21 protein-coding genes are annotated in these 23,814 nt (G+C 50.0%); 20 read left to right on the plus strand and 1 reads right to left on the minus strand.

Annotated features, from left to right (window positions below):
- Window positions 1-105 precede the first annotated feature (105 nt).
- The 4 genes from rpsA to JFU04_RS07565 all read left to right on the plus strand — a co-directional run bounded on the left by rpsA (window position 106) and on the right by JFU04_RS07565 (window position 2,946).
- Window positions 106-1,797, plus strand: coding sequence for a 30S ribosomal protein S1 (gene rpsA / locus JFU04_RS07550; RefSeq protein ID WP_065901832.1), 1,692 nt, complete (start codon window positions 106-108; stop codon window positions 1,795-1,797).
- Between the two features lie 160 nt (window positions 1,798-1,957).
- Window positions 1,958-2,245, plus strand: coding sequence for a hypothetical protein (locus JFU04_RS07555; protein WP_201143771.1), 288 nt, complete (start codon window positions 1,958-1,960; stop codon window positions 2,243-2,245).
- A 132-nt stretch (window positions 2,246-2,377) separates the two neighbouring features.
- Complete coding sequence (gene ihfB / locus JFU04_RS07560) at window positions 2,378-2,674, plus strand: integration host factor subunit beta (protein ID WP_008437689.1); 297 nt, start codon at window positions 2,378-2,380, stop codon at window positions 2,672-2,674.
- Window positions 2,675-2,703: 29 nt separating this feature from the next.
- On the plus strand, window positions 2,704-2,946 hold the full coding sequence (locus JFU04_RS07565) for a lipopolysaccharide assembly protein LapA domain-containing protein (protein WP_201143772.1): 243 nt from the start codon (window positions 2,704-2,706) through the stop codon (window positions 2,944-2,946).
- Here the strand turns inward: JFU04_RS07565 and JFU04_RS07570 are convergent.
- A complete protein-coding gene (locus JFU04_RS07570; protein ID WP_201146462.1) occupies window positions 2,861-3,190 on the minus strand; it encodes a hypothetical protein in 330 nt (109 codons plus the stop codon). The two genes, JFU04_RS07565 and JFU04_RS07570, sit on opposite strands and share 86 nt — an antisense overlap.
- Window positions 3,191-4,024: 834 nt before the next feature.
- On the opposite strand from JFU04_RS07570, the gene wbpA reads away from it, so the two are divergent.
- From wbpA to JFU04_RS07650, 16 genes are all read left to right on the plus strand, one after another.
- Window positions 4,025-5,338, plus strand: a complete 1,314-nt coding sequence (gene wbpA, locus JFU04_RS07575; protein ID WP_201143773.1) for a UDP-N-acetyl-D-glucosamine 6-dehydrogenase — start codon at window positions 4,025-4,027, stop codon at window positions 5,336-5,338.
- Between the two features lie 80 nt (window positions 5,339-5,418).
- On the plus strand, window positions 5,419-6,369 hold the full coding sequence (locus JFU04_RS07580) for a Gfo/Idh/MocA family protein (RefSeq protein WP_201143774.1): 951 nt from the start codon (window positions 5,419-5,421) through the stop codon (window positions 6,367-6,369).
- A gap of 67 nt (window positions 6,370-6,436) precedes the next feature.
- Window positions 6,437-8,323, plus strand: coding sequence for an acyltransferase family protein (locus JFU04_RS07585; RefSeq protein ID WP_342389433.1), 1,887 nt, complete (start codon window positions 6,437-6,439; stop codon window positions 8,321-8,323).
- A 161-nt stretch (window positions 8,324-8,484) separates the two neighbouring features.
- Window positions 8,485-9,102: an acetyltransferase gene (locus tag JFU04_RS07590; RefSeq protein ID WP_201143775.1), complete on the plus strand. Its 618-nt coding sequence runs from the start codon at window positions 8,485-8,487 to the stop codon at window positions 9,100-9,102.
- Between the two features lie 53 nt (window positions 9,103-9,155).
- Window positions 9,156-10,334: an aminotransferase class V-fold PLP-dependent enzyme gene (locus JFU04_RS07595; protein WP_201143776.1), complete on the plus strand. Its 1,179-nt coding sequence runs from the start codon at window positions 9,156-9,158 to the stop codon at window positions 10,332-10,334.
- A gap of 126 nt (window positions 10,335-10,460) precedes the next feature.
- On the plus strand, window positions 10,461-12,455 hold the full coding sequence (locus tag JFU04_RS07600) for a polysaccharide biosynthesis protein (RefSeq protein ID WP_201146328.1): 1,995 nt from the start codon (window positions 10,461-10,463) through the stop codon (window positions 12,453-12,455).
- Between the two features lie 123 nt (window positions 12,456-12,578).
- Window positions 12,579-13,661: a glycosyltransferase family 4 protein gene (locus JFU04_RS07605; RefSeq protein WP_342389453.1), complete on the plus strand. Its 1,083-nt coding sequence runs from the start codon at window positions 12,579-12,581 to the stop codon at window positions 13,659-13,661.
- Window positions 13,662-13,675: 14 nt separating this feature from the next.
- Window positions 13,676-14,740, plus strand: a complete 1,065-nt coding sequence (gene wecB / locus JFU04_RS07610) for a non-hydrolyzing UDP-N-acetylglucosamine 2-epimerase (RefSeq protein WP_201143778.1) — start codon at window positions 13,676-13,678, stop codon at window positions 14,738-14,740.
- A gap of 367 nt (window positions 14,741-15,107) precedes the next feature.
- On the plus strand, window positions 15,108-15,689 hold the full coding sequence (locus JFU04_RS07615; RefSeq protein ID WP_201143779.1) for an acyltransferase: 582 nt from the start codon (window positions 15,108-15,110) through the stop codon (window positions 15,687-15,689).
- The gene (locus tag JFU04_RS07620; RefSeq protein WP_201143780.1) at window positions 15,690-16,772 is read left to right on the plus strand and encodes a DegT/DnrJ/EryC1/StrS family aminotransferase; all 1,083 of its coding nucleotides are present in this window, start codon (window positions 15,690-15,692) and stop codon (window positions 16,770-16,772) included.
- A gap of 107 nt (window positions 16,773-16,879) precedes the next feature.
- Complete coding sequence (locus JFU04_RS07625; protein ID WP_201143781.1) at window positions 16,880-18,127, plus strand: lipopolysaccharide biosynthesis protein; 1,248 nt, start codon at window positions 16,880-16,882, stop codon at window positions 18,125-18,127.
- Window positions 18,124-18,735, plus strand: coding sequence for an imidazole glycerol phosphate synthase subunit HisH (gene hisH / locus JFU04_RS07630; RefSeq protein WP_201143782.1), 612 nt, complete (start codon window positions 18,124-18,126; stop codon window positions 18,733-18,735). The genes JFU04_RS07625 and hisH overlap by 4 nt, the downstream gene beginning before the upstream one ends.
- Window positions 18,736-19,482, plus strand: a complete 747-nt coding sequence (locus JFU04_RS07635) for an AglZ/HisF2 family acetamidino modification protein (protein ID WP_201143783.1) — start codon at window positions 18,736-18,738, stop codon at window positions 19,480-19,482.
- Between the two features lie 2 nt (window positions 19,483-19,484).
- Window positions 19,485-20,765, plus strand: a complete 1,281-nt coding sequence (locus JFU04_RS07640) for a hypothetical protein (protein WP_201143784.1) — start codon at window positions 19,485-19,487, stop codon at window positions 20,763-20,765.
- Window positions 20,758-21,909: an N-acetyl sugar amidotransferase gene (locus JFU04_RS07645; protein ID WP_201143785.1), complete on the plus strand. Its 1,152-nt coding sequence runs from the start codon at window positions 20,758-20,760 to the stop codon at window positions 21,907-21,909. The genes JFU04_RS07640 and JFU04_RS07645 overlap by 8 nt, the downstream gene beginning before the upstream one ends.
- 49 nt (window positions 21,910-21,958) lie before the next feature.
- Window positions 21,959-23,812, plus strand: a complete 1,854-nt coding sequence (locus tag JFU04_RS07650) for a hypothetical protein (protein ID WP_242485958.1) — start codon at window positions 21,959-21,961, stop codon at window positions 23,810-23,812.
- Window positions 23,813-23,814 lie beyond the last annotated feature (2 nt).

Below are 23,814 nucleotides of genomic sequence, written 5' to 3' on the forward strand. Positions count from 1 at the left end.
GGGGACCAGTCATAGTCCTGGGGCGCTTCTTCTAATTGAAACTAACCCACACCGTCTGGGGTGTGGAGATGGGCGTATTCTTCGCCCTTATCAACAGGAATTAAAATGAGCGAAAGCTTTGCGGAACTCTTTGAAGAAAGCCTAAAAACCCTGAACCTTCAGGCAGGCTCCATCATCACCGGTGTTATCGTTGATATCGATTACCAAGCTCGCTGGGTAACCGTTCACGCTGGTCTGAAGTCTGAAGCTCTGATCCCGCTGGAACAGTTCTACAACGATGCTGGCGACCTGACTATCAATGTCGGTGACGAAGTTCACGTTGCTCTGGACTCGGTTGAAGACGGTTTCGGTGAAACCAAGCTGTCCCGTGAAAAAGCCAAGCGCGCTGAATGCTGGATTGTTCTCGAAGCAGCCTTCGCAGCTGAAGAAGTGGTCAAGGGCGTTATCAACGGTAAGGTTAAAGGCGGCTTCACTGTCGACGTTAACGGCATCCGTGCGTTCCTGCCAGGTTCTTTGGTCGACGTTCGTCCAGTGCGCGACACCACGCACCTGGAAGGCAAAGAACTCGAATTCAAGGTCATCAAACTCGACCAGAAACGCAACAACGTTGTCGTTTCCCGTCGCAGCGTCCTGGAAGCAGAAAACTCCGCCGAGCGTGAAGCTCTGCTGGAATCCCTGCAGGAAGGCCAACAAGTCAAAGGTATCGTCAAGAACCTCACCGATTACGGCGCATTCGTCGATCTGGGTGGCGTCGATGGCCTGCTGCACATTACCGACATGGCTTGGAAGCGTATCAAGCATCCTTCCGAAATCGTCAACGTTGGCGACGAGATCGATGTCAAGGTTCTGAAATACGATCGCGAGCGCAACCGTGTTTCCCTGGGCCTGAAGCAACTGGGTGAAGATCCATGGGTTGCTATCAAAGCCCGTTACCCAGAAAGCACTCGCGTGACCGCGCGTGTTACCAACCTGACCGACTACGGCTGCTTCGCAGAGCTGGAAGAAGGCGTGGAAGGCCTGGTACACGTTTCCGAAATGGACTGGACCAACAAGAACATCCACCCTTCGAAAGTCGTACAAGTCGGCGACGAAGTGGAAGTTATGGTTCTGGACATCGACGAAGAGCGTCGTCGTATCTCCCTGGGCATCAAGCAGTGCAAATCTAACCCATGGGAAGATTTCTCTGGCCAGTTCAACAAGGGCGATAAAATCTCCGGCACCATCAAGTCGATCACCGATTTCGGTATCTTCATTGGTCTGGACGGCGGCATCGACGGCCTGGTTCACCTGTCCGACATCTCCTGGAACGAAGTGGGCGAAGAAGCTGTTCGTCGTTTCAAGAAGGGCGACGAGCTGGACACCGTTATCCTGTCGGTTGACCCAGAGCGCGAGCGTATCTCCCTGGGTATCAAGCAGCTGGAAAGCGATCCGTTCTCCGAGTACGTTCAAGAGAACGACAAAGGCGCAATCGTTAAGGGCACTGTGAAAGAAGTTGACGCTAAAGGCGCCATCATCACTCTGGCCGACGATATCGAAGCGACTCTGAAAGCCTCCGAAATCAGCCGTGACCGCGTTGAAGACGCGCGCAACGTTCTGAAAGAAGGCCAGGAAGTAGAAGCCAAGATCATCAGTGTTGACCGCAAGAGCCGCGTAATCCAACTCTCCATCAAGTCGAAAGACGAGATCGAAGAGAAAGAAGCCATCCAGAGCCTGCGCGACAAGCCAGCCTCGTCGGATGCTCCAGTTGACACCACTCTTGGTGCTCTGCTGCGTGCGCAAATGGAAAAACAGAACTAAGTTCTGTCAGACCATAGAAAAAGGGCGACTTCGGTCGCCCTTTTTTGTGCCTGAAATTCGTTGAATCAACATCGAGAACCAAGACGCGCAGCTCACTGTCAGAACTGACTATAGTCTTCATGAAAGCTGTTCCAGCGTTGTTGTTTTGATAAGGATTTAAATGAACAGGCTTATCGTGCTATTTGCAGTGCTAGTAGTGCTGGCAGGTTGCTCCAGTACCAGCGTCAAGACCCACGCCAAGCGTGGAGTCAGCGGCATCGAGATCGATTGCTCGGGCTTGGGCAACAAATGGGAGAAGTGCGAGAAGCGCGCCGCCCGCGAGTGCAAGATGCAGGGCTACAAGGTGATCACCCGTTCCAGTGATGCCAAGGACGAAGAGGGCGACTACCTGTTCGGCTGGAACCCTGCTGGCGCCGTAACCCGTACCATGCTGGTGATCTGCAATTGATGGCGTCGCGCCGGCCAGACAGGCTTCCATCTATCCCGCAGATAAGTTGCCGCGCGGGCTGTTCAAATTCATCAAGTCATGCTAAAACCTTCGAAGCGCTTTTCCTAGCTGCTTGAAAAAGAAGGGAAAAATATGACGAAGTCGGAGTTGATCGAACGAATTGTCACCCATCAAGGGCTGCTCTCATCCAAGGATGTCGAGCTGGCCATCAAGACCATGCTCGAGCAAATGTCCCAGTGCCTGGCTACCGGGGATCGGATTGAGATCCGTGGGTTTGGCAGCTTCTCCCTGCACTACCGCGCACCGCGAGTGGGGCGGAACCCCAAGACTGGGCAGTCGGTGAGTCTGGATGGGAAGTTTGTGCCTCATTTCAAGCCGGGGAAGGAGTTGCGGGATCGGGTGAATGAGGATGAGGAAGAAAGCGTCTGAGTGTTTTTAAGAGAGGGAGGGTCAAAAGTATGCGCGGAATTAAGCGTATTGTTGCGGTATTGACAGTGTTGCTCATAGCCTTGATGGTTTTGGCATTCATACTTGAGAACCAGCAGAAGGCGACGCTTTCGGTGTTGGGCTGGTCCACATCGCAAATGCCTGTTTCAGTCTTTGTAGTATTAGCGCTTATCGCTGGTTTGCTTGCTGGTCCCGTATTGGTTTTATTGTTTCGCCGAAAATCGCATAAGCAGTCTTTTTCGTCCGCGAGTTAGTTGTGGGGCGTGTGTTGAAGGCGGCGTGGTCTGTCGCAAGGCGATATGCAGTCTGCCTGGTTTCCGGTGTGGTGCCGGTGTCAGTGTAGGTGTGATCATTGCCGGATAAGTAGCCTTCGACGAGAGTGGCTGTCCATCCAAAAAATGAATCTGATCTCGCTTTGCTTTCTGCAGGGCATTCAGGTTCTTCAGCGTTGATGAATAGGCTGGAGTTCATCAATTTATCAATGCCACTGTCTTGCATGCGCTATATTTTTAGCCGGGATGGTGAGTTGATTTAGATATAAAGCCCCTAGTCTGAGTTTCTATCGAGTGCGCGGCGCTTTCTTTCGGGAAACTATGCTCTCGGTGTTGGCGATCGCCGAGTTCTCTTCGTCCTTCTCTGCATGTCATGAGGTTTGTTGCCGCGCTTTCCGTGGGGAAGAGATCTTTAGCTGTTGTTAGAGAGAGCTTGGTGTGTTTATTAGAGCGTGTATAAATATTAAAATGCCGCGTCTATATTAAGGGTGGCACTGGCAAGTTATAGGTGTTACAACTATTTCAGAGTGTGTTGGCCGTGTTCGTTCCTGTGTGCGATGGATGTAGCGCCTTCATGTGATGAGGGGAGTTCAGTGGATGTATCGAAAAATGCGATAGGCTTTACAGTTCGCTTGATGCTGTCCATTTTCAGAATGGGAGCAGATCAACTAGGAATGGATTGGCCGCAGATTTTTCTCTATCCCGAAAAGCGCCTTCGGTGAACCCCGAAGCGAACCGGGGCAGGTGCTGCCGTGAGGGCGGCTGCCGGCATCGGTGAGTGAAGGCTCCGACGTATCTATCACGGTGCCGGGCCCTCACGCCGGAATCTTTATGCGGATTTTGGGGCGAAGCTATGATTTAATTCGTGCCATGTCTGATACGAAGCGACTCGCTTTCGGAAAGCTACCCTTGGTACACCATGCACCATGATTGTCTGTCCGCAAAAAGGATAGGTGTGTATCCGGTCGCCGTCGGGCGGTGGACCGATTTGAGGGAGGTCGCCATTTGAAGGGCCACAAGCTGACTTTCAAATTTATATAGTTTAATTGGAGCGTTACTGATGCACCTGCAGAAGCTGGCCAGTGTTACCAAGTTCAAAAATAAGGAAGCGTTGATCGGGATTGTTGGCCTTGGGTATGTCGGTCTGCCTTTAATGCTTCGTTACAATGCGATTGGCTTTCGCGTGCTTGGCATTGATATCGATGTGGAGAAGGTCGACGACCTTAACGCCGGTAAGAGTTATATCGAACATATTTCTTCCGCCAAGATTGCCGCCGCGCGTAATTCGGGGTTTGAAGCAACAGTTGATTTTGCCCGAGTGGCAGAGTGTGATGCGTTGATCTTGTGCGTACCCACGCCCTTGAACAAGTATCGCGAACCTGACATGAGCTTCGTCATCAACACCACTGATGCGATCAAGCCTTATCTGCGTGCTGGTCAAATCGTATCGCTTGAGAGTACCACTTACCCTGGTACGACCGTTGAGGAGCTGCTGCCCCGCGTTCAGGAAGGCGGTCTTGTAGTGGGCGAGGATATCTTCCTGGTGTATTCACCAGAGCGCGAAGACCCGGGGAATCCAAATTTCGAAACCCGTACGATCCCGAAAATTATCGGCGGTGACACAGCAGCATGCCTGGAAGTTGGGACGGCGCTTTATGAGCAGGCGATCGATCAGGTTGTGCCTGTCAGCTCGACCAAGGCAGCAGAAATGACCAAGCTGCTGGAAAATATTCATCGCGCCGTCAACATTGGCCTGGTCAACGAGATGAAAGTCGTTGCCGACCGCATGGGGATCGACATTTTTGAAGTGGTGGATGCCGCAGCCACGAAGCCATTCGGCTTCACCGCTTATTACCCAGGCCCGGGCCTGGGGGGGCACTGCATTCCGATCGACCCGTTTTATCTGACGTGGAAGGCGCGTGAGTATGGCTTGCATACCCGCTTCATTGAGCTTTCCGGGGAAGTCAACCAGGCAATGCCTGAGTATGTTGTCAGTAAGCTTGCAGATGGCCTCAATGAGCGTGGTAAGCCGCTCAAGGGCAGTAAAATCCTGGTGCTCGGGATCGCCTACAAGAAAAACGTGGACGATATGCGTGAGTCGCCATCGGTGGAAATTATGGAGATGCTCCAGGCTAAAGGCTGCACCATTGCCTACAGCGATCCGCATGTTCCGGTTTTCCCCAAGATGCGTGAACACCATTTTGATCTCGGGAGCGTAGAGCTGACGTCAGAAACGTTGGCAGGCTTTGATGCGGTTGTGTTGGCAACTGATCATGAGAGGTTCGATTACGAGCTGATCAAGACGTCCGCCCAGCTGATTGTGGACAGTCGCGGCAAGTACCGTGAAGCAGCGCCTCATATTGTGAAGGCATAATCTGCCATCTTGATTGATACGCCCTCCCAGCCCCCCGACAAGGGTGTGCTGGGACTCCTCGAATGCTTTAGGAAGACTCAATGAAAAATTTCGCTCTTATCGGTGCAGCCGGATATATCGCGCCCCGCCACATGCGCGCGATCAAAGACACTGGCAACGTGCTGGCTTCGGCGTATGACATCAATGACTCGGTCGGTATCATCGACAGCCTATCCCCAAACAGCGAATTCTTTACCGAGTTTGAGCGTTTTCAAGAACATGCTTTTCGCCTGAAGCGGGATCCAAATACCGCACTCGATTACGTCGCTATCTGCTCGCCAAATTATTTGCATCACGCACACATTGTTGCCGGCTTGCGTCTTGGGTGCGATGTCATTTGCGAGAAGCCGCTTGTACCGACCACTGAGATCCTTGATGAGCTTGCTCGTGTAGAGGTGGAGACCGGTAAGCGCGTATTTAATATTCTTCAGCTTCGCCACCATCAAGCCATTCTCGACTTGAAAGCAAAGGTTGCCAGCGAAAAGAGAGAAGATAAGTACGAAGTAGAGCTTACCTACATGACATCGCGTGGCAAGTGGTATATGGAAAGCTGGAAGGGCGATCCGCGCAAGTCATTTGGTGTTGCGACCAATATCGGTGTCCACTTTTATGACATGTTGCACTTCGTTTTTGGCAAGCTGGAACGCAACGTCGTGCACTTTGTTAGTGAATACAAGGCCGCAGGTTACCTGGAGTACGAAAAGGCAAAAGTACGTTGGTTCTTGACCATTGACGCTAATGATTTGCCGGCCTCCGTTAAAGGCAAAAAATCGACCTATCGCTCTATCACCGTAGAGGGTGAAGAGTTGGAGTTCTCGGAGGGATTCACCGATCTTCATACCACGAGTTATCAGGAAATATTGGCCGGTCGTGGTTACGGGATAGAAGACGCTCGCCATTGCGTACAGACAGTCGAGGCGATTCGTGCTGCCACCGTTGTGAGGCCCGAAAATGGAGAGGGTCATCCGATCCTTTCTGAATTACTAAAATAACATCGACCTGATGGATGGCTGGTGAAGCCATCCACTTCTACTCCTGTTGAGAAGTTGAGCAAGCTTAGTGAACCTGATTGGAACGAGAAATGCGCCTGGTTTCGTTGCTGAAGCAGGACTCTCTGACGCGAAGCTCAAATTCCGCGGTGATGTGCAGGGATTGCGAGCTATTGCGGTCCTTGCAGTAATAATTTTCCATGCGCAAAGAAGTTGGCTTCCTGCTGGCTTTATAGGCGTAGATATTTTTTTTGTAATTTCCGGTTTCTTGATTTCTTCTATCATTATTGAGCGTGAAAAAGCTTTTAGTTGGAGCGGTTTTTACTGGCAACGGGTCAAGCGCATCGTGCCCGTGTATATTGCCATGCTTGTGGTCGTGACCTGTATCTCTTCGATTTTATTTATTCATAGTGATTTCTCTTACTTTAAGAAATCTGTGGTTTCGGCCTTTTTTTTCCGAAGTAACCAATATTTTTCCGTTTTCGGCAGCTATTTCGCTCCGGGGGCGCATGAGCTCCCCTTACTGCATACATGGTCGTTGGCTATTGAAATGCAGTTCTATGTTTTCTTGCCGGCCCTGATTTTGTGGACGCCACGCAAGTGGCGGGGTCCGTTGTTGGGTGGGATGTGTGTTGCTTTTTTTGTCTACGCAGAATGGGCGCTGAGCCTTCCGGAAAACTCAAAGCACGTCTATTTCTCGCTTGCGGCGCGAGTGCCTGAGTTTCTGGTAGGTGCGTTCATTGCCGTTGCAGGTGTTGGTAATCGTTGGTCATCCCAGGTTGCCTCCGTGGTTTCGGTTGCCGGTTTAGCCTTGCTGGGTGCTTGCTTCGTTTACATAGACGAAAAGCATTTCCCTGGGTTTTCTGCTGCCTTGCCGTGCTTGGCAACCGGCATGCTGATTGCGGCAAAAGGCAGTTTCGTTAGCCAATTTATTTCCACGCGGGCTTTTGTGTGGTTGGGGGCCCTCTCTTATTCGCTTTATCTCTGGCATTGGCCGGTCTTGGCGTTCATGCGTTATTACCTGGGTCATGATGAGTTACCGGGTGTGTGGTTGTTCAGTTTTGTCGTCATCACTTACTTGCTTTCTTGGATGTCCTTCCGGTGGGTGGAAGAGCCTGCGCGGAGAGGGCGTGGAATGTGGGGGCGTGCCTCGGGGGCGGGGGTTGTTATGCTTGTCGCCACGCTCGTCTACATTTTGAGTTCACGGCTCAATGGTTCTGTTGAGACACCCCTGCCCGTGGAGATGACCCGTTATGCATCCGGCGCGGAAATATGCCACGGGCAGATCGTGGGTGACTGTGTGCGAGGAGATCATGCCGAAAAGCCAAGTGTGCTGGTGCTTGGTGACAGCCACGCTGCACAATTGAATGAGTTTTTTGACGTCGTCGGCGAAAAAAACAAGTTTTCTGCGAGAGTTATTACCGGAAGCAGTTGCGTACCGATTCCTGGGTTTGATGTAGAGCGGTTACCCGAGTTTGCCCAGGCCTCTTGTCGCTCCCAGATCTCTGCGCTGGCGCCCTATGTGGAGCAGGCCCGAATTATTGTTGTCGCTGCAATGTGGCAATGGCAGGCCCCAAACACGGCATTCATGACTGCGTTTTCGAATTTTCTGGAGCAGACAAATAAACGCAATGTGCGCGTCATTGTACTTGCTCAAGTGCCGATGTTTGATGTCAGTTTGCTTCGGGTGCGACGTTTTAAAGCGCTTGGCTTGCCTACTCGTGTCAGTGAAGACAAGGATTGGCGGCAGGAGAATGCGAAGGTCGCCGCTGTTGTCGGCCACTACAAGGGGGCTGAGTTTTTAGATTTATCCCGCAGCGAGTTTTTTGCAGACGCTCCCTATCATCAAGGCCAACTTATTTACATGGATAATAGTCATCTCAATGAAATAGGTGCTCGCGCGTACGGCGTATTTGCTACGCCGCTGATCGAAACATTGTTAGTACCTAGGCTCTGAATGGACTATCAGGTATGGCTTATGTTTTCTGATCGTGATTTTTCAGTTATCGGATACGTTCCGAAGAGGCCTGAGCGCATTATTTGCGATTGTGCCGTCGTTGCCTTTCGAGGCATAAGGGACAGCGAAATCAGGCTATCAAATCGGAAAGGAGGCGTGCATTGAAGCGGCTAGCCATTTTGGGAGCGGGGGGGCATGGAAAGGTGGTGGCTGACACTGCCGAGTCTTGTGGTTGGCAGTGCATAGAGTTCTTCGCAGATGACTGGCCCGCGCGCACGCTAAATGGCTATTGGCCGATCACCGGTGACACGACCTCGCTGCTAAGTAGAGTCGGGGAGTTTGATGCGGTCATAGTTGCGATTGGAAACAACAGCGTGCGCCTTGCTAAAGTAGAGGCCTTGGAGGCGGCGGGAGGGCAGTTGGCTACCTTGGTACACCCTTCGGCAGTGATCAGCCCTCGTGCATTGGTTGGTGCCGGCTCAGTCGTGTTCGCGGGCGTCGTGATAAATGTGGATGCGCGGGTGGGTCGAGGGACTATCCTTAACACCGGATGCAGTGTTGATCATGACTGTCAGTTGGGAAACTTTACTCACATAAGCCCTGGCGCCAGACTCGCCGGTGGTGTTCAGGTGGGTGATCTGAGTTGGGTTGGTATCGGCGCGAGCGTGAAACAATCGATACAAATTGGTCAAAAAGTAATTGTCGGTGCTGGCTCTGTAGTGGTGAGCGACATCACTGACTCACTCACCGTGGTCGGAGTGCCTGCAAAGGCCTTGTAAATGGGGGCGCACGTACAGCGTCTTAATTTTTCGGATTTCATAGGTACTGCGTTGTGCTGAATACTTCTTTCTCCCCTTGGCCTTCTTTTACCGTAGAAGAGGCTGACGCCGTGCGAGACGTGATTCTCTCGAATAAAGTCAACTACTGGACCGGCACCGAGTGCCGGGAGTTCGAGAAAGAGTTTGCCGCCTGGGTGGGGACTGAATATGCAATCGCACTTGCTAACGGCACCGTGGCGTTGGATCTGGCGTTGCAGGCCCTGGGCATTGGGGCCGGAGATGAGGTGATTGTCACGTCGCGGACCTTCCTTGCTTCGGTTTCCAGCATCGTCAACGCGGGGGCCATCCCTGTGTTCGCTGACGTGGATCCGGACTCGCAGAACATCACGGCTCAGACCATCGAGGCGGTATTGACTCCTCGAACACGTGCGGTCGTTTGCGTACACCTCGCCGGCTGGCCGTGCGACATGGACCCCATCATCGCGCTGGCTCAACAACATGGCCTGAAAGTGATTGAAGACTGCGCCCAAGCTCATGGTGCTACCTATAAAGGGCGTGCTGTCGGCTCTATTGGCGACATTGGCGCATGGTCGTTCTGCCAGGACAAAATCATGACCACGGGAGGCGAGGGTGGCATGGTCACCACCAGTGACCGTAAACTTTGGCTGGCAATGTGGGCGTTCAAAGATCATGGCAAGAGCTGGGAGGCCGTTTATGAGCGCGAGCACCCACCGGGGTTCCGATGGGTGCATGAGGGGTTCGGGACCAACTGGCGCATGCTGGAGGTCCAAGGCGTCGTGGGGCGAATCCAGCTACGACGGATGCCTGCCTGGCGCGAGAGTCGCGTAGCTAATGCGCAACGCATCTGGGAGTGTGCAGCGGGTTTGAAAGGGGTGCGAGTTCCTGTTGTACCGTCGGATTACGTTCACGCTGCCTATAAATGCTATGTTTTCATTGAGCCTGCACAACTTCGACCCGACTGGAGTCGTGATCGAATCCTATCGGAAATGGCTGCGCTCGGCGTGCCGTGTTTTTCTGGCTCCTGCTCAGAGGTGTACCTTGAGAAAGCCTTCGATGGTACAGGCTGGCGGCCTGCTGAACGCCTACCTGTCGCAAAGGTACTCGGTGAAACCAGTTTGATGTTTCTGGTTCATCCCACGCTCAGCTCGGCGGAAATAGATAAGACCTGCGCTGTATTGAAAAAGGTAATCGAGGCGGCGACAGGCGCCTGAGCCTTGCTTCTCTTAATAGGCAGCATTCTCGATTCAAGTTTGAAGACACATAATGGTGCGTAGTCCATTGGCACGTACCGTCAATGATGTAGGTTGCAGGAGCAGCAAAAGGTGTTCGAAGGGGTTATGGGGAGATTAAGAACGTTGCTGCTGGCGTTGCCACGCCATCAGAAACGTCTGATTCAAGTGACTACAGACGTCGTGCTGGTCTGGATAGCGCTTTGGATGTCGTTTTTGGTACGGCTGGGTATTGACGATATTGCCAACCCGATCATCTCGCATCCCTGGTTGTTCTTCAGCGCTCCCTTGGTCGCCATTCCACTGTTTATCCGGTTTGGGATGTACCGAGCAGTCATGCGTTATTTCGGTAACGACGCCCTGATCGCGATCATAAAGGCCGTGAGCCTGTCATCCTTGATTCTGGGAATTATTGTTTACTGGTACGGCACTCAACAAAGTGTGGTACCGCGCTCCATTATTTTCAATTATTGGTGGCTAAGCCTCATCATGATTGGCGGGCTAAGGCTTGCCATGCGCCAATACTTTCTCGGAGATTGGTTCGAAGCGTCTCAGCATGTGCCTTTTACAAATCGTGAAGATGGCCTTCCCCGCGTGGCCATCTACGGTGCCGGCGCGGCCGGAAACCAATTGGTCGCTGCACTGCGTATGGGCCGATTGATGCGCCCGGTCGCGTTTATCGATGATGATGTCGGCATTTCTGACCGAGTGATCTCTGGCTTGATGGTTTACAAGCCAAAAAATATCCAGCGAATGATCGATTTGACCGGTGCGCAAGAGATTCTCCTCGCGATCCCGTCATCCAACCGTGCGCGCCGCCGGGAAATTCTCGGATTTCTCGAGGGGTTTCCGCTTCACGTGCGCAGCGTACCTGGTTTCATGGATCTCGCGAGTGGGCGAGTAAAAGTCGACGATATTCAGGAAGTTGACATTGCCGACCTGCTGGGACGAGATGCCGTCCCCGCTCAGAGCGAGTTGCTTGAGCGCTGTATCAAAGGCAAAAGCGTCATGGTGACCGGCGCAGGGGGATCGATTGGTTCCGAATTGTGCCGCCAAATACTGTCGTTGCAGCCAACCACGGTGTTGTTGTTCGATCACAGCGAATTCAATCTTTACACCATACTGTCGGAACTGGAGCAACGTATCAGCCACGAGTCCTTGCCTGTTCGATTGCTGCCGATACTGGGCTCAGTGCGCAATCAAGGTAAACTCCTCGATGTTATGAAAACCTGGCGCGTAGACACGGTATATCACGCGGCGGCTTATAAGCACGTGCCTATGGTCGAGCACAACATAGCTGAAGGTGTATTGAACAACGTCATGGGGACACTCAATACCGCTCAAGCAGCACTGCAGGCCGGTGTTTCCAATTTCGTACTGATTTCCACAGATAAAGCGGTGCGCCCAACCAATGTGATGGGAAGTACTAAAAGACTTGCAGAGTTGACGCTTCAGGGCCTCAGTCGCGAAATTGCACCTGTGTTGTTTGGCGAGAAGTCGAATATTTCCCGTGTCAATAAAACACGCTTCACCATGGTTCGGTTTGGCAATGTGCTGGGATCCTCTGGATCCGTTATTCCCCTGTTCCATCGGCAAATTAAATCCGGGGGGCCGCTCACCGTCACCCATCCGAAAATCACTCGTTATTTCATGACAATTCCCGAGGCTGCGCAGTTGGTAATCCAAGCGGGGTCCATGGGGCAGGGCGGAGACGTTTTTGTTCTTGATATGGGCGAGCCGGTCAGGATTGTCGAGCTGGCCGAAAAGATGATTCACCTGTCAGGCCTGAGTGTGCGATCCGAAAAAAATCCCCAAGGGGATATTGCTATTGAGTTCACAGGGTTGCGCCCAGGAGAAAAACTGTACGAAGAGCTGCTGATCGGCGATAACGTCGTTGCGACGCAGCACCCCATGATCATGAGTGCCAATGAAGATCATCTGGACTGGGAAGTTCTGAAGTCCAAGCTGGTGGAACTCATCGCCGCTGTGGATCAGGATGACTACTCCCGTGTCAGGCAGTTGCTGCGTGACACTGTCAGTGGTTATGCCCCTGACGGTGAAATCGTTGATTGGATCTACCTGCAGCGCCGTCTCGAACCCTAGGCGTGCCTCCCGTGCATTTCCCATTAGGGATTGACGGCTCCTGGCGACTAGGCGCGTAACCACGGTTTAAACTTTAGTAAATCACTACAATTACCTGGAGGTAATTTGTTAAAAGTAGCTCATGTGACCTCGGCGCATCCGCGATACGACATACGCATTTTTCGAAAGGAATGCAGGACGTTGGCAGAACACGGATACGATGTCTCCTTGATTGTTGCTGATGGCAAGGGAGATGAATGTATCGAGGCTGTACGCATCGTTGATGCGGGGTTACTTCCAGGGCGTTTGAATCGAATCTTTCGCACGACTCGCAATGTCTTTAAAAAAGCATTGGACATCAATGCCGATATATACCATCTGCATGACCCAGAATTGTTGCCGATTGGCCTGAAGTTAAAAAGACAAGGTAAAATCGTCATCTTTGACTCGCACGAAGATGTTCCAAGGCAATTGCTCAGCAAACCTTACCTTCATCCTGTGTTTCGACGATTGATATCAGGTGTTTTTTCCATTTACGAGCGTTATGTCTGTTCGAAGCTCGACGGCGTTGTCACGGCGACACCCTTTATACGTGATAAGTTTCTCACCATGAATTCGGTAGTGCTTGACATCAATAATTATCCGATGATTGGTGAGCTTGATGCTGAAGTTCCGTGGGAAAATAAACAGCATGAAGTCTGCTATGTAGGCGGCATTGCTTCCATCCGCGGAATAAGCGAAGTCATCAAGTCCTTGTCGTTAATAAAAAGTGCCGTGCGCCTCAATCTGGTCGGCGAATTTTCGGAGAGTGAGGTCGAAACGGAAGTAAAAAAACTAGCTGGCTGGACATCTGTCAACGCCTGCGGGCAGCTAGGCAGAAGTGAAGTGCGAGAGGTGCTGGGGCGCTCAGTCGCGGGGCTGGTCACGTTTCATCCGCTTCCGAACCACATAGATGCGCAGCCTAATAAAATGTTCGAATACATGTCCTCGGGTATTCCCGTCATTGCCTCAAATTTTCCGTTATGGCGGGATCTCATAGAAGGCAGTGACTGCGGCGTGTGTGTCGATCCGTTGAATCCACAGGCTGTCGCTGACGGAATTGATTACCTCATCAATAACCCTGAACGCGCCAAACAGATGGGGCGTAACGGCCAGCAGGCGGTTTATACACGTTATAATTGGGATGTTGAAAGTAAAAAGTTGATCGAGTTTTATGAAAAATTCTAGCGTGGGGTGACAGATTGAAAATCTTTACTATTATTGGTGCGCGCCCACAGTTTATCAAAGCCAGCGTGGTTTCAATGGCAATTGCGCAACGCTCGGAGTTGGACGAAGTTATCGTACACACGGGGCAGCACTTCGACTCGAACATGTCTGATATCTTTTTTGAGCAGTTGGGTATCCCGCGGCCTGACTATCAATTGGATATCCATGGCGGTTCGCATGGTGAAATGACCGGGCGAATGATGATCGAGATCGAGCAAGCCATGATTAAGGAAAAACCTGATCGGGTCTTGGTTTATGGCGATACCAATTCGACGTTGGCAGGTGCCTTGGTTGCTGCAAAGCTCCATGTGCCCGTTGCGCATATTGAGGCGGGATTGCGCAGTTATAATATGCGCATGCCCGAAGAAATAAACAGGATTGTTACCGATCAGGTAAGCGATATATTATTTTGCCCGACGCAGACTGCTGTCGACAATCTGGCGCGGGAGGGGTTCTCCAACAAGCCCGTCCACGTATTGAATGTAGGTGACGTTATGCAGGACAGCGCGCTGTTTTTTGCGCAACGAGCCTGCTCGCCAAAAAACTTCACACACAGTAGCGGCTTCGTACTTGCGACCTTGCACAGGGCAGAAAATACCGATGACCCTGAGAGACTTACTGCCCTTGTCACCGCGTTGAATGCCGTGCATCGAACCATTGCGCCGGTAGTGTTGCCGTTGCATCCGCGTACACGGGCTGCCATTCAAAAGGCTGGTTTGACGCTGGAAGTGAATTTGATTGATCCAGTTGGCTACCTGGAAATGATCTGGCTTCTACAAAGGGCGGGCCTGGTACTCACAGATAGCGGTGGTGTACAAAAGGAAGCGTTTTTCTTCAATAAAGCATGTGTCACGGTACGTGAGCAAACAGAATGGGTCGAGCTTGTCGACCTGGGTGCCAACGTGTTGGTGAGTGCAAATGAGGAAGCCATCGTCCACGCCGTTTCCAGCCACCTTAACAGGGTCGTGACCGACAGCGATCAGCTTTACGGTGGAGGGACAGCATCCTTCAGAATCGCGGAGTACCTCGCGAAGTCTTGAAAGGTTGGCGTTGCCTTGTTGAGCGCAATGCTGATTCCCCCCGCAAGCGTTCGCGAGACGTCCAGTTCGGCTTCTGAGGCGTGCTGGACGTCTCGCGAACTCGGTGAGTGCCCCCCCCGTGTACGAAATCGGGCGCGCCTCGTTGGATTTCCTGAAGAAGCGGCGTGCTCTTGAGCGGAGCGCGCATTTTCCATGGGGCCGCGAATCCTGTACCTTAGGCATCTTATTTATCTAATCAGCATGTGTTTGCAGGGGCGTGTAGGTCCCGCTGTCAGCTAACCGCTTTAGAACGGACGGTGGAAGACGGGTTACTGAGGCGCTATCCTAAATTTTCCGTGTTATTGATGACTATTTATTGAGTAAGACGATGGAATATACCGCTCACCCAAGTGCTGTCATAGATGATGGTGCCAAAATTGGTCGTGGATCGCGCGTTTGGCATTTTGTGCATGTCTGTGCGGGGGCTGTTATCGGCGAAAACGTATCGCTGGGTCAAAATGTATTCGTGGGTAACAGTGTAATTATCGGCGACAAGTGCAAGATTCAGAATAATGTTTCTGTATATGACAACGTGACATTGGAAGACGGTGTTTTTTGCGGTCCCAGCATGGTGTTCACAAATGTCTATAATCCGCGCTCGTTTGTTGAGCGTAAAAATGAATACCGTAATACGCTTGTTAAAAAAGGCGCAACGCTGGGTGCGAATTGCACGATTGTCTGTGGTGTAACGATTGGTGAATTTGCTTTTGTCGGCGCAGGTGCTGTCGTCAATAAAGATGTGCCGGCATATGCACTGATGGTTGGTGTTCCTGCGCAGCAAATTGGCTGGATGAGTGAGTATGGAGAGCGGCTCGATCTGCCGTTGAGCGGCGAAGCCGTGGCTCGCTGTCAGCATACGAATGTGAGCTATGTATTGTCTGGTAATCAATTAAGGCACGTGGGAATTTAAATGATTGAATTCATTGATTTGAAGTCTCAGCAAGCGCGGATAAAAGACAAGATCGATGCGGGTATCCAACGGGTTCTCGCGCATGGGCAATATATACTTGGGCCCGAGGTCGTTGAGCTTGAAGGCAAGCTCGCGGAGTTTGTAGGTGCAAGGTTTTGCATTACCTGTGCCAATGGAACAGACGCCCTGCAGATTGCGCTGATGGCCTTGGGCGTTGGTCAAGGAGACGAAGTTATTATCCCCGGGTTCACCTATATTGCAACGGCTGAAACGACAGCATTATTGGGTGCCAAGCCGATCTACATAGACGTTGATCCCAAGACTTACAATCTAGATCCCAAGCAACTTGAAGCGGCAATCACTCCTCGTACAAAGGCAATTATTCCTGTTTCTCTTTATGGTCAATGCGCCGACTTTGACGAGATTAATAGTATCGCGGAAAAATATGGCGTCCCGGTAATCGAAGATGCTGCGCAGAGCTTTGGTGCCGTCTATAAGGGGCGGCGTTCGTGCAACTTGAGTACCATTGCATGCACCAGTTTCTTTCCAAGTAAGCCGTTGGGCTGCTATGGGGATGGCGGAGCGATCTTTACCGATGATGAAACCCTGGCGCTGATAATCAGGCAAATATCGAGGCACGGTCAAGACCGGCGCTACCATCATGTTCGTGTGGGCGTCAACAGCCGGCTGGATACGTTGCAGGCGGCTATCTTACTTCCGAAACTCGAGATTTTTGTAGAAGAGCTGGCGATGCGTGACCGCGTTGCAAAGAGATACGACGAGCTATTCGCTGCCAGTGGTGCATTCATGACACCTTATATAGAGCCTTTCAATAGCAGCGCTTGGGCTCAATATACAGTGTGCGTTGACGCGCGTGACCATTTGCAACAGAAGCTCAAGGCGGCTGAAATTCCCACTGCGATTCACTATCCAATACCGCTCAACAAACAGCCTGCGGTAGCTGATCATAGTGTGCATTTACCCGTGGGTGATCGGCTTGCAGAGCAAGTCATAAGTTTGCCGATGGGGCCCTATTTGAGTGCAGAAGACCAAGAGAGAATTGTCGAAGTTGCCACGGGTTGAGGGCTGTGGGTTTAACGCGTATTGACGCGTAACAGTCATTCACCAGTGAAAATTATTGTTCTTCATATATTTCAGGTGGATGGGAGCGGCGTGGTGAATTTCTTATAATGAGGGTGAATATAAAAAACGACTACTGGAAGAGCATAGCCTCGGTGCTGACCGGGTCGGCGGTTGCTCAAGCTATTCCTATTATCGGTGCGCTGATTCTCGCGAGAATATTCTCGCCTGGTGAATTTGGTGTGTATGCGTCGTGGTTGGGCGTAGTTGTTTTTATTAGTGTCATCATAACCGGCAGATTTGAAACTTCGCTGGCCATTGAGGCCGATGGTGATCCTCGAAGGTTGGCGTTTGTATCAACACTGGTGACTGCTGGTATTGCATCATTCTTCCTCTTGGTTCTGTTGGTGGCTGCTACAGTCCTGTTTCCCGCGATCCAGCAAAAGTTAGCCCTCCCGCTGTTGCTTTGTACCCTGCCCACGGCGATGACCATTGCCATTGTGCAGTCCTGGCAATCTTGGGCGGCGGCGGAGGGGGCTTATAGAAAGCTCACGGTCATGAGGGTTGCCAATGCAGGTGCCATAACAGTTTCACAGATTATCATTGGTCTTTTTCAGCCGGATGCAGTTGTGTTAGCGCTGGGCTATTTAGTGGGAGGCATGCTCGCATGTGCCTTATGTACTACGCTGATGCCTATTGGAAAGCTACCGGTTGAATATAGAAAATTTGAGTCGGTTAAGGCTTTTTGGTACAGGCAGCGTCGGTTTCCCTTGCTTTCTCTGCCTGCCGATGCAATCAACACGGCCGCCGCACAATTACCAATCATCATTGTCGCTAGTCGTTATGGTGCCGAAGTGGCAGGTCTGCTTGCAATGACCCTCCGTATCCTCGGGGCACCATTGGGGTTGCTGGGCAAGTCTGTACTTGATGTCTTCAAGCGCCATGCTGCCACTCGTTATCGTGAGTATGGCGAGTGTCGCGATATCTACCTTCAGACATTCAAGGTGTTATCAGGTGGTTCGATAGTGTTTGTCGTTGCAATATTGTTTCTGAGTGAAACGCTATTCGTTATTGCTTTCGGAGAGCAGTGGCGTGTTTCAGCTGCTATTGCAATATGGATGTTGCCTTATTTCTCATTGGCCTTCATCGCAAGCCCTTTGAGCTACATGGTCTACATCGCGGGAAAGCAGCACGTGGATTTATTTTGGCAGATAGCGCTGTTAATAATGACGTTTGTGTGTTTGACAGTACCCACTCATTACGAGAGTGCGCTGAAATTTTATAGCGCTGGGTATGCCTTGCTTTACGTCGTCTATATAATCATGTCCTATCGCTTTAGCTTAGGGGCAAAAAAATGATCGCCATCGTTGACTATGACATTGGTAATATCGCCGCCGTGTCTAACATGTTGATGCGTTTGGGGATCCGCTCCGTGGTGACTTCAAGCGCGCAGGAGATCGAGCAGGCCCACAAGATCATTCTGCCGGGAAACGGCTCCTTCGATGCATGCATGAAAAATCTGCGCGAGAGTGGCCTGGTGCCTGTCTTGGAGGAAAAGGTGCTGCGCCAAAAGACACCCCTCCTGGGCATTTGTGTAGGTGCGCAGATGTTGGGTGCAAAAAGTGCCGAGGGTGAGGAATCGGGTTTGGGTTGGCTGGATATGCAAGTGAATAAGTTTCCTGACATGGACGGCCTGCGTGTACCGCACATGGGGTGGAATGAGGTGTGGGCAGATAATAGAACGAATCCGTTACTTCAGAATATGGAGGAAGACGCGCGTTTTTATTTTGTGCATAGCTACTATATGGAGCCTCACAATCCAGAGGATATTATGCTACGCGCTAAATATGGCATTGAATTTGCTGCTGGGGTCAGCAGGGGTAATATTGCCGGTGTACAATTTCACCCAGAAAAAAGTCATCGTTTCGGCAAACAATTGCTGAACTCTTTTGCCCGAGGTCTTTAAATGCATCGCGCGCGCATTATTCCTTGCCTGCTGATTCGGGGGAACGGGTTGGTCAAAACAAAAAAATTCAAGGACGCCGTTTATATTGGTGATCCTGTGAATGCGGTGAGAATATTCAGCGACAAGGAAGCAGACGAAATTGTCGTGTTGGATATAGATGTTTCAAAAAATGGCGGCGAAATCAACTATCAATTGATTGAAGAAATGGCCGGTGAAGCATTTATGCCCATGGCCTACGGCGGTGGGGTAAAAACGCTTGCCCAGATCAGGCAGCTCATCCGGCTTGGTATCGAGAAAGTTGTCATCAACACAGCAGTTGCAGAGTCCAGTAATATTATACGTGAAGCTGCCGATGTATTTGGTAGCCAAGCTATTGTCGGTGCAGTTGATATAAGAAAGAACTTGTTCGGCGCCTATAAGGTGTGTGTAAAGTCAGCGACCGTCGATGTCAAGCGAAGCCTTGATGATCACATAGGTGATTTGGTCGCCGCTGGTGCCGGGGAGATATTTATAAATAATGTCGATCGTGATGGGACCATGATTGGCTATGATTTAAAACCCATACTCAATATCACCAGCAACGTTAATGTTCCCGTAGTGATTTGCGGCGGTGCCGGCTCAATGGATGACTTGTCATACGCCATCCGTGAAGGTAAGGTGTCTGGCGTCGCGGCGGGAAGTATGTTTGTTTTCCATGGGAAACATAGAGCAGTGTTAATAAATTATCCGACAGACATCCGGCTATGATAGTGAATGCTCCACAGGGAGTTAAAAGAAAATTGTATCACCAGTTGGTGTTGCTGGTGATCGCATTTTTTATAATGCTCTCTTATGTCGTGCAGTTGCAGGAGGCGAACGCTTATATGGGATATGCTCCCATTTCGCTGGGTATTGGTTTCATCGTCTGCTTTGCGATAGGTTTTTTACTTATTACAATGATGGTGCCGGCTAAAATAAATAAGCCTTCGGATTTTTTCTGTTTTTTCTACGGTTTTTTTGTATTGCTTCCTTATTCGCTATTGCATTCGATAAGAGGAGAGGTAGCGTTTGAAAGTTTTGCGATCTACTTTGTGATTTTATTTTTTCCTTTATTGTTCGTCAAAATAATTTTATTGAAGCTGCCAGTTTTTCGATTTCCGGGTCTAATCAGTCAAAGTAGTATCATTCTGTTTTTGTGTGTTTTGATTGTTGTGGGCGTCGTTATGGTACTCCTAAACCCAACGCCCTCTGCCGGTTTTGAATTGTCTACATCGTATGATCGACGGTTGGAAGGTCGCGAGATATTTGTCTCGGGGTCTTTTTTCTCTTACTTTAGTACAGCGATCATTAATGGCTTTGCACCATTAGTTGCTTTTTGGGCTTGCTGGAAGAAAAAGTCATGGTTAATGATTGTTCCATTTTTATGTTGGCTGGCTTTTTATTATCTTTTAGGGTTGAAGGCGCCGATATTATTTATCACGGTTGCTGCGCTGCTTGGTTATGCTGCGCGAGTTCGTAAAATTGAATTTTTCCTTGCTTGTATATATCTATTGCTGGTTTTAGCGTTTGTGGTGTTTGTGTTTGAATATACCGTAACAAACTATTCTTACGTGGCGGATTATTTCCTCAGGAGAGCATTTACTGTTCCCTCTTGGGTGAACGCCTCATTTTTCGAGTTTATGACGTCGGAGTCGGTGAAATGGTCGGCATTAACGGGAATAGACGGGGGCAAGTCTATTAGTTTTGTGGTCGGGGAGGAGTATCTAGGCTTTGAAGGTCTGAATGCCAATACGAATGCATTTATGTATGCACTTGGCTCTGGTGGGGTTGTTCTCTACCTGTTGACGATTTTCTTGGTTTCTGCGGTGTTTTTTATTTTAGATTCTGCTTATGTCAGAAAGAATAATCCAATTTTTATTTATATAGGCTTCTCTTACTCTGTTCTAATAATAGAACAGGCTGCGACTACCGCCTTGCTGTCATCGGGTATCGGGTTGCTTATCGGACTCATGGTCTGCGCCAGGAAAAACCAGGACAATAGTTATGTTTGAAAAAAGCGCTGAATACAAGATCTGCACTAAATGTGTAATGGATACGTCAGATGAGCAGATTGAGTTTAACGCTGAAGGCGTGTGCAATCATTGTCTGAAATTCGAACGTGTCGCCAAGACAAGCTGGTTTCCTGGTGAAGAAGGGAAGGAGAAGTGGCAAGCGATAGTCCAGCGGATTAAAGCCTCTGGTGAGGGTAAGGAATACGACTGTATTTTGGGGCTCAGTGGCGGCGTCGATAGTTCGTATTTAGCTATTAAACTTAAAGAGTGGGGCTTGCGCCCGCTTGTGGTACATGTGGACGCAGGATGGAACAGTGAATTGGCCGTGGCTAATATTGAAGCTATCGTCAAGTACTGCGGTTATGACTTGCATACCCACGTGGTAGATTGGGAAGAGATGCGTGACTTGCATTTATCCTACCTTCGTGCGGGCATTTCCAATCAGGACGTACCACAAGATCATATTTTCTTTTCCAGTCTCTATCATTTTGCGATAAAAAATGGAATCGATTGCATTTTGTCAGGTGGTAATCTCGCGACTGAAGGCGTGTTTCCTGATTCTTGGCACGGCACGGCGATGGACGCGATAAACTTGAAAGCCATTCACAAGAAATATGGCACGAGTAAGATTAAAAACTACAAAACTATCAGCTTCTTTCAATATTATATTTGGTATCCGTTGTTCAAAAAGATGCGGACGGTAAGGCCGCTGAACTACATGCCTTATGATAAGGAACTGGCGCTGGAAGAGTTGAAGAAGACCGTCGGTTATAAACCCTATGCGCGAAAGCATGGTGAGTCTCAGTTTACCAAGTTGTTCCAGAATTATTACTTGCCGGTCAAGTTTGGGTATGACAAACGTCGGCCACACTACGCGAGTTTGATTGTATCGGGTCAGATGACGAGGGAGGCGGCACTCGAGAAGCTCAATGAACCTCTTTACGACGCCGATCAGTTGGAGTTGGACATCTCATACTTTTGTAAAAAGTTGAGGATTTCGCGTGCCGAGTTCGATGGCTTCATGAGTGCTCCCATTCATCATTACACTGATTTTCCGAACTGGGAAGGGCGGTATCGCGTTCTGAAGTGGTTGCAGAGTTTTGTGGCTCGCATCACGGGAAAACGCTTGAGCGTCTATTCCTGAATGGGCATTGGTTAAACAGGATTCCGATCACAAGGCCGTTTAGGCCTTGATGGTTTCAGATTACACAGGATTTATTATTATGTGCGGTATATTCGGTCTCATCTCTTCATCTGCTGTCGTCAAAAGTGACCTGGAATATTTGGCAAGACATGCAATGCAGCGCGGCAAAGACTCCAGCGGTTTGCTGACCTATGACACGGCGCGCTACAGCGTAGTTCGGGCTGACTACGACGTGGTAAAGCTTTTAAAGCGTACGCCTATCGCCAACGCTACGCTTGTCGTAGGCCACAGTCGGCTAATTACCAATGGGCTTTCGGATAATCAGCCTGTTGTACGTGAGGGTATCTGTGTTTTTCATAATGGCATCATCGTCAATGATGCGGAAATCTGGAGTGAGATAAAACCCAAGCGACAGCTTGAAATTGACAGCGAAGTGATTGCTGCTATTACCGAACAGTATCTACAAGAGAATGCCGACGATTTACAAGGACTGGCCGGTCATGTCCTTGCCTTGTGTAAAGGCGTTGTCGCTTGTGCGATAATCATTCCGCGGCTGAGTAAGGCTATTATTTTTTCAAATAACGGTAGCTTATATTTGGGGCGAACCAATAACAGCACTTGTTTCTCTTCGGAAAGTTACCCGTTGTCTCAAATTGGCTGTGCTGACATTGTTCAGGTCAGGGAAGAGGCGGTTATTCTTGATGTACCACAGGGCACAAATATTGCCATTGCTGATGACAATAAGCGTTCTCATAACATCATTCCTCCTTTTAAATACAACCAGGCCGAAGAGAAATTACTGACTTACTATACGCCTGACATTCGTCGTTGCACTAAATGCATCCTTCCTGAAACGATGCCGTTTATCTCTTTCGATGCAAGTGGTGTGTGCAACTACTGCCATACCTACAAGCCACGTAATATTCCAAAGCCAAAAGAAGAGCTTTTCAAGCTGGTTGAACCTTATCGTCGTAATGGCGCGCTTGACTGTATCGTTCCATTTTCGGGTGGGCGAGACAGTTGTTATGGTCTGCACCTCATTGTCAAAGAGCTGGAGATGAATCCAGTGACGTACACTTACGATTGGGGCATGGTCACTGACTTGGGGCGCCGCAACATCAGTAGAATGTGTGCGGAGTTAGGCGTCGAGAACATTATTGTTGCTGATGATATTGATAAAAAACGCCGCAATATTGCCGTAAATTTGGAAGCATGGCTTAAATCTCCACACCTCGGGATGATCAGTATCTTGACGGCGGGCGACAAGCATTTTTTCCGTCACGTCGAAACGGTGAAGCAACAAACAGGTGTCGGTTTGAATCTGTGGGGCGTCAATCCGCTGGAAGTAACGCATTTTAAGGCCGGTTTTTTAGGTATTGCACCGGATTTTGAAGAAAAACGCGTTTACATGCACGGCTGGCAGAAACAGCTCGAGTATCAAAGCCTACGTTTCAAAGCAATGTTGAAGAGCCGTGGGTACTTCAACTCGTCACTCTGGGATACGCTGTCCGGCGAGTACTATCGCAGTTTTACCGAGAAAAAAGACTATTACCACATCTTTGATTACTGGTGCTGGGATGAACAGGTCATCGACGACACATTGATTAATCAATATGATTGGGAAACAGCTGTCGATACCAGCACCACTTGGCGCATCGGTGATGGTACAGCGGCGTTTTACAATTATATTTATTACACCGTTGCTGGTTTCTCTGAACATGACACTTTTCGGAGTAATCAGATTCGCGAAGGCGCGATGACGCGCGAGAAAGCGCTGGAACTGGTAAAAAATGAAAACCAGCCACGGTACCAGAATATTCGATGGTATTTGGATGCTCTGGGCATGGATTTCGATAGAGTGATAAAAGTGGTTAATTCGATTCCAAAACTTTATAAAATCTGAAG

It is taken from the genome of Pseudomonas sp. TH21 (assembly GCF_016651025.1).
In the GTDB taxonomy this organism is placed as follows: Bacteria; Pseudomonadota; Gammaproteobacteria; order Pseudomonadales; family Pseudomonadaceae; genus Aquipseudomonas; species Aquipseudomonas aylmerensis.

Coding starts and splice junctions, on each gene's coding strand:
- ihfB (WP_008437689.1), top strand. CDS start 2,378: ATGACGAAGTCGGAGTTGATCGAACGAATTGTCACCCATCAAGGGCTG.
- hisH (WP_201143782.1), top strand. CDS start 18,124: ATGATCGCCATCGTTGACTATGACATTGGTAATATCGCCGCCGTGTCT.
- JFU04_RS07580 (WP_201143774.1), top strand. CDS start 5,419: ATGAAAAATTTCGCTCTTATCGGTGCAGCCGGATATATCGCGCCCCGC.
- wbpA (WP_201143773.1), top strand. CDS start 4,025: ATGCACCTGCAGAAGCTGGCCAGTGTTACCAAGTTCAAAAATAAGGAA.
- JFU04_RS07570 (WP_201146462.1), bottom strand. CDS start 3,190: ATGCAAGACAGTGGCATTGATAAATTGATGAACTCCAGCCTATTCATC.
- JFU04_RS07565 (WP_201143772.1), top strand. CDS start 2,704: ATGCGCGGAATTAAGCGTATTGTTGCGGTATTGACAGTGTTGCTCATA.
- JFU04_RS07645 (WP_201143785.1), top strand. CDS start 20,758: ATGTTTGAAAAAAGCGCTGAATACAAGATCTGCACTAAATGTGTAATG.
- JFU04_RS07555 (WP_201143771.1), top strand. CDS start 1,958: ATGAACAGGCTTATCGTGCTATTTGCAGTGCTAGTAGTGCTGGCAGGT.
- JFU04_RS07650 (WP_242485958.1), top strand. CDS start 21,959: ATGGTTTCAGATTACACAGGATTTATTATTATGTGCGGTATATTCGGT.
- JFU04_RS07635 (WP_201143783.1), top strand. CDS start 18,736: ATGCATCGCGCGCGCATTATTCCTTGCCTGCTGATTCGGGGGAACGGG.
- JFU04_RS07625 (WP_201143781.1), top strand. CDS start 16,880: ATGAGGGTGAATATAAAAAACGACTACTGGAAGAGCATAGCCTCGGTG.
- JFU04_RS07600 (WP_201146328.1), top strand. CDS start 10,461: ATGGGGAGATTAAGAACGTTGCTGCTGGCGTTGCCACGCCATCAGAAA.
- JFU04_RS07615 (WP_201143779.1), top strand. CDS start 15,108: ATGGAATATACCGCTCACCCAAGTGCTGTCATAGATGATGGTGCCAAA.
- rpsA (WP_065901832.1), top strand. CDS start 106: ATGAGCGAAAGCTTTGCGGAACTCTTTGAAGAAAGCCTAAAAACCCTG.
- JFU04_RS07620 (WP_201143780.1), top strand. CDS start 15,690: ATGATTGAATTCATTGATTTGAAGTCTCAGCAAGCGCGGATAAAAGAC.